We start from the raw sequence: 5,268 nt of genomic DNA, 5'->3' as shown, positions 1-5,268 counted from the left end.
ACCACGAAATACACGAAAAAACACGAAAAGATATTCAACCATAGTTTATTATCCTATTTGCTTTTTATTCTTCTATCTTTGATTTTTAGTCCAATTATCATAATAAATTTAAATTTGGTTTATCTAATTATTATTATTTTTTTTGTTTTAGAATGATAATCATCAGTGCTAATTTTATAAAAATAAATTCCGTTTGTAACCTTTTTCCCAATATTATTTTTACCATCCCAGTACACAGATATATTTTTTCCACTTTGATTATCAAAACGAATACTTCTCACCAATTGCCCTTTAATATTGTAAATATTCAATTCAGGATTTAACAAATCTTGGGTAATTGAAAATGAAATATTAGTTGAAGAATTTACCGGATTAAAAGGATTTGGATAATTTTGTAAAAGAGTGATGTTTTCATTGCTATAATTTTCATCATCAATGCTATTTAAATGATAAATATTTACATTGTCAATATACCAACCAAAAAAGTCATGCACAGAACCATCCGAAGCAAAATGCCAGCGGAAAATTACATCCGCACCAGAATACTCACTAATGTCAAAACTGACTTCCTGCCAATCTTCAATTGTGCCACCAAAGCCTTCCTCATTTAAGGCAGAAATTTCTCCATCGTAACCTGATACTGGATAAAGAAGGGAAAAATTATTTCCGCCATCAGTCGAAATTTTCACATTCCCACCATCGTACATGCTGTTTCCTTGTTCAAAATCATGGTAATGGAAAAATGATAAAAATGAATTTGCCTGAATATTCATTTCCGGTGAATCGAGAGCCAAGTTTGCGTTATCGGAATAATCACCCGCAAGAACAGTCCCCCAAACTTTTTCACCTGAATATGCTCCAAATTCACCGGCAGTTGGTTCACCCCATTGCCATCCGTTTGTGTTGTTTGAGATAAATCCGCCATTATTTTGCTCAAAGTCAAAAAAGAAATCCGGTGAACATAATTCAAAATTGATCACATGATTACTTTCTGAAATTTCAATCTCTTGGACGATTGAGGGAAAACTTTCTGCACTGATCTTGAAAGTATAGATTCCGGTATAAACATTTCCGAGTGAATAATATCCCGCAATATCGGTTGTATCCGGCTCAATCGGGGCATCGAGTATTTCGATAATTGCGCCTTCGATTGGTGACTGCGAATCGCCATCTACTACTGTTCCGTTCACTTCATAACTTGCCGAATTTTCGAGAACAACATTAATCGCTGTTGCTCCGGTATCAATTACGCTAATATTCTCTACAATCTGATTTTCAAACCCATAGCTGCTGAATTCCAAATCATAACTTCCCGGAAGCAGCATTCTGTGATAATCACCCACATCAGGATCGGTGAAAACTTCCGAATTATCATAATCATGATTTAAAATGAATATTTTCGCAGCCAGTGGATTTCCGAGCGAATCGGTTACTATTCCACGAATTCCAAAAAATACATTTTTAATATAATTTATCAATGAACGCCGGTTATACTGCCAATGAGTTGGGAGATCTTCTGCGTCTAACAATTTTTGGTTGGAAAGTTCGAGGGTTACTTCTCTGCAAGCCTGAAAATAATTCATATAATCCTGTCTGCCACCGTTGATCGAGTACCAGACGTAACCGCGGATATACCCATTTGAACTGACTCCGGTAAAATAACCGCCGGTTGAATTTGCAAAAACGGTATCTGCGTAGGCTTTTGAAATCTCAACATACCAATCCTCATCTGCATGGAGATCATTCCACGTGTCCCAGGGATAATTCAAAACTTCCGCACCGCTGTGCAGATTTGCAGAGTGGATAAAACTGTGCTCAGAAGCGAAATCCATCATAATAATATTTTCCGGCTGCCAGGCTTCACCATCCGGATGAGGTCCGTCTTCCGGATCGGGAAAATTTCTGTTAAGATCTACCCAATTCGCATTATATCGAACCGCACCACTAATATCATTATTACCACCATGATAGGTTCCATCAGGATTTGCGATTGGATTTATCCATATTTCCGCATTATTTACCAAATAAGTTGCTTCGGGGTCGGCTCCATAATTATTCAGAAGATAATCGGCTAATCGCAACATCAGAATATAAGTAACGATTTCGTCTCCATGCATTTGAGCGGTGTACATAAATTCCGGCTCATTTTCTTGAATATCTACATTATCTGAGATTTTTAAAAACAATATTTCTCTGCCTTCAATCGAATATCCGACATTTTGCAGAGAGCAAATTGAAGGAAAGTCTTCCGCAAACCGATTCATCATCTCAACGTAAACTTCGTAGGTGGGATATCTATCCCAATTTACCATTTCTTCAATCGTGTAAGCCATTGTTAAATCTTTTGCTTCAGCGCCCGGTTTTGGAACAATTTCCGGTTCATAACCCAACTTTTTCAGCTCTTCAAATTGTTTTGGGAGGGCGTAAGCATAAATGGTATTCCCAATTCTGCTATCAATCGAGACAATTTTTGTTAAGGTTTCCAATTCCGTTCTATCCGAAATATTGAATTTGAGATAGATTTCTCTCAAATTTTTAATATTTCCAGATTCAGCTGCGGTTAGGATGTTAGCAATAAAAACAAATCCGATCATCACTGCCAAAATCCATATCTGTAGTTTTTTCATTTGAAACATTATCTTATTTTAACCTCAATAGTTCTTTCCTATCCGGCAAATGAAATATTAATATCTTTTTTATTTCATCGGGATAATTAGAGTCTGTCCGTAAACTACTATTTTATCAATGGCTCCACCAGCTGGTGGATGATTCGACGCAGAAAAACACTGATTCGGCAGATAAACGCTGATACTACTCTTTTTGTAATTAAATTTTTTATCTGCGTAAATCATTTTTTTTCAGCGTTCATCTGCGTCCAATCTATACTTAACGGACAGACTCCAATTAATGAAATTCGTGTTTCGGTTTTATTGTTCGTATTCATAAACTTCAATCTTGGGATTGGCTTTTCGCCATTTTTCAAATTCGTTTTTAACTTCCAATTTCCACAAATTTTCCTTATTCTCGTTCGTGAATGTGATTATATCAATGTAAAATATTTTTCCTTGTTTGCCCTTGAAAGACTTTTGGGGAAGTTCCACAATGATGTTCGGCCCTTTTTTCAATATTGTAATTTCGTTTAGCATTACTCCGGGTGCAAACTCTATTGAGGCGCGGGCTTGAACAATACCGGTATTAATATCTTTAAATTTAATATTCATAATTTTACCAACTCTTTTATTTTTTTGAAACTGAGGGAGCATCAATTATTCCCCGAATGGGTAGTTCACCCACCAAAGGAGAGGCATATTCGATGAATTCATCGGTTACAAAGTTATCATTTTTTATAAATGAATCGGGCATCAACTTAGTTACTTTTGCTACATTTTTCAATTCTGTGAGAAAATAATCAATCTGATATTCTTTGATTCTTTTGATTGCCACCGAACCGGATTTGCCCTTTGCGGCAAAATCAACAGCTTTTTCACCCACCTTACGTGCTTCGGTGCGATCTGTTTCACTTACAATGCCCAAGAAGGATCGCTGTAAATAGCCGAAAGTATCTGCACGAACCCGTTTTATATGCGGGAGTTCGGTTTTGATTTTTTCTGCGAGCAGATCACCAAGTGCACCTATCCCGCTTAATTGCACATTGCCATGGGCATCGTGTTCTACGTTCTTAGCAAATTTTGTTACGATTGGAGTGCCATCTTTATCGCTAATTCCTTCAGAAACAGCGATCATACATCTGCCATATTTTTTAAAATTTGCATCAACATCCTGAAGAAATTTTTCTTCATCGAAAACTCTTTCCGGAATGTAGATCAAATGCGGTCCGTCTTCTTCACCTTTCTTTGCTAAGACTGAAGCTGCGGTAAGAAAACCGGCATGCCTTCCCATCACGACACCGATATAAACGCCGGGCAGAGAGCGATTATCATAATTTACTCCGGCAAATGCCAGAGCCACAAATCTGGCTGCTGAGCCAAATCCGGGGCAATGGTCTGTAACTTGCAGATCGTTATCAATGGTTTTGGGAATATGCACTGCAACAAGTTTGTAACCTGTATCTTCGGCATATTCATTTATCAGCCGGCATGTGTCTGCAGAATCATTCCCCCCAATGTAGAAGAAATAGCGGACATTATATTTTTGCAAAATCTCACAGATGTTTCTACAATATTTTTCATCCGGTTTATCACGAGTAGAAAATAAAGCAGAGGAAGGAGTTAAAGCAATTATTTCCAGATTTTCTTCAGAAACTTCTGTCAGGTCGAGAAATTTCTCTTCCACGATTCCCCGCACACCATGCAAAGCCCCATAAATTTTGGTAATATTCGGATTTTTTCGTGCTTGAAGAATAGCTCCAACCAAACTTTGATTTATTACTACAGTAGGACCTCCGCCCTGAGCAATCAACATATTTCCCTGCAAATTAATCATAATTATTCCTTAATGCTTTTCTTTAATTGAAATAATAAAATTCTATTTGAGGAATTTGTGTCAAGTTTGGAGTTTGTTAATTCAAAAAATACCCCAAATTTTCATTAAATACTCCGAAGGAGTAGAATGTGAATAACTGCGGGTGAAACCCGTTGTAACCGAAAATAAGAGATCACAACACTGAAAGTGTTGAACTCTACAACAAATATTTTTCATCGGATTAATATTTTTTCTCTTTGGACTAACTAACGCTATGAATACAAGTTACATATTCTAAATTATATATTTTATGGTTTTTATTAAATTAATTGTGTTTTTCTCTCACTTTTTAATAGAATACTTAGTTCCTATTTTTTTCCTTTTTTGCTAATAATACCTTTTTTAACAAGTATGTTTAACTGCCCTTTAATTTTTTGTAAACTTATCTCCTTACCAATTCTTTTTTGTATTTCACTAATACTACTCGCCTTATATATATTTAAATCAGTTTTTATCAATTCCATTAATCTGTGTGGTTCAATTGTTTTCAAATTTGTTTTCCCTTTAAATTTGTGTTTACGCAAAATATCAGGATTTATAAAATAAATTTATAACCTTTTGTTTTGAATCTATCTTTTGTAATCTCATTTCTATAAAGGTTTTTGGCAAAAATTTTTTTCCATTTGTAGCTCAAATTCATCCAAAATATTTCATTTACGATTATATCTTTTAATGCAATCTGTTCTTTCTTTTATTGTTGTATTCTCTGCTTTGTTTATATTTTTCTAGACATTTAGTTCTATTTGCAAAATGATATTTAAATAAATAAATCATTGCCATATCATA

General features: G+C 35.3%; 5 protein-coding genes. All 5 read right to left on the bottom strand.

Annotated elements, in window-relative coordinates; translation table 11 throughout:
- Nucleotides 1-119: 119 nt before the first annotated feature.
- Nucleotides 120-2,627: a M14 family zinc carboxypeptidase gene (locus U9P79_02660; protein MEA2103531.1), complete on the bottom strand. Its 2,508-nt coding sequence runs from the start codon at nucleotides 2,625-2,627 to the stop codon at nucleotides 120-122.
- Nucleotides 2,628-2,696: 69 nt separating this feature from the next.
- Complete coding sequence (locus U9P79_02655; GenBank protein MEA2103530.1) at nucleotides 2,697-2,852, bottom strand: hypothetical protein; 156 nt, start codon at nucleotides 2,850-2,852, stop codon at nucleotides 2,697-2,699.
- 75 nt (nucleotides 2,853-2,927) lie between these two features.
- Entirely contained in the window at nucleotides 2,928-3,221 is a 294-nt protein-coding gene (locus U9P79_02650; GenBank protein ID MEA2103529.1) for a hypothetical protein, read from the bottom strand.
- 16 nt (nucleotides 3,222-3,237) lie between these two features.
- Nucleotides 3,238-4,443: a 6-phosphofructokinase gene (locus U9P79_02645; GenBank protein MEA2103528.1), complete on the bottom strand. Its 1,206-nt coding sequence runs from the start codon at nucleotides 4,441-4,443 to the stop codon at nucleotides 3,238-3,240.
- Nucleotides 4,444-4,790: 347 nt separating this feature from the next.
- A complete protein-coding gene (locus U9P79_02640) occupies nucleotides 4,791-4,973 on the bottom strand; it encodes a hypothetical protein (protein MEA2103527.1) in 183 nt (60 codons plus the stop codon).
- Nucleotides 4,974-5,268: the final 295 nt, after the last annotated feature.

Source organism: Candidatus Cloacimonadota bacterium (assembly GCA_034661015.1).
GTDB lineage: Bacteria > Cloacimonadota > Cloacimonadia > JGIOTU-2 > JGIOTU-2 > JAYEKN01.
Note: the sequence above shows the minus strand (reverse complement) of the source record. Positions and strands in the feature narration are given on the sequence as shown.

Coding starts and splice junctions, on each gene's coding strand:
- U9P79_02650 (MEA2103529.1), bottom strand. CDS start 3,221: ATGAATATTAAATTTAAAGATATTAATACCGGTATTGTTCAAGCCCGC.
- U9P79_02655 (MEA2103530.1), bottom strand. CDS start 2,852: ATGATTTACGCAGATAAAAAATTTAATTACAAAAAGAGTAGTATCAGC.
- U9P79_02645 (MEA2103528.1), bottom strand. CDS start 4,443: ATGATTAATTTGCAGGGAAATATGTTGATTGCTCAGGGCGGAGGTCCT.
- U9P79_02660 (MEA2103531.1), bottom strand. CDS start 2,627: ATGAAAAAACTACAGATATGGATTTTGGCAGTGATGATCGGATTTGTT.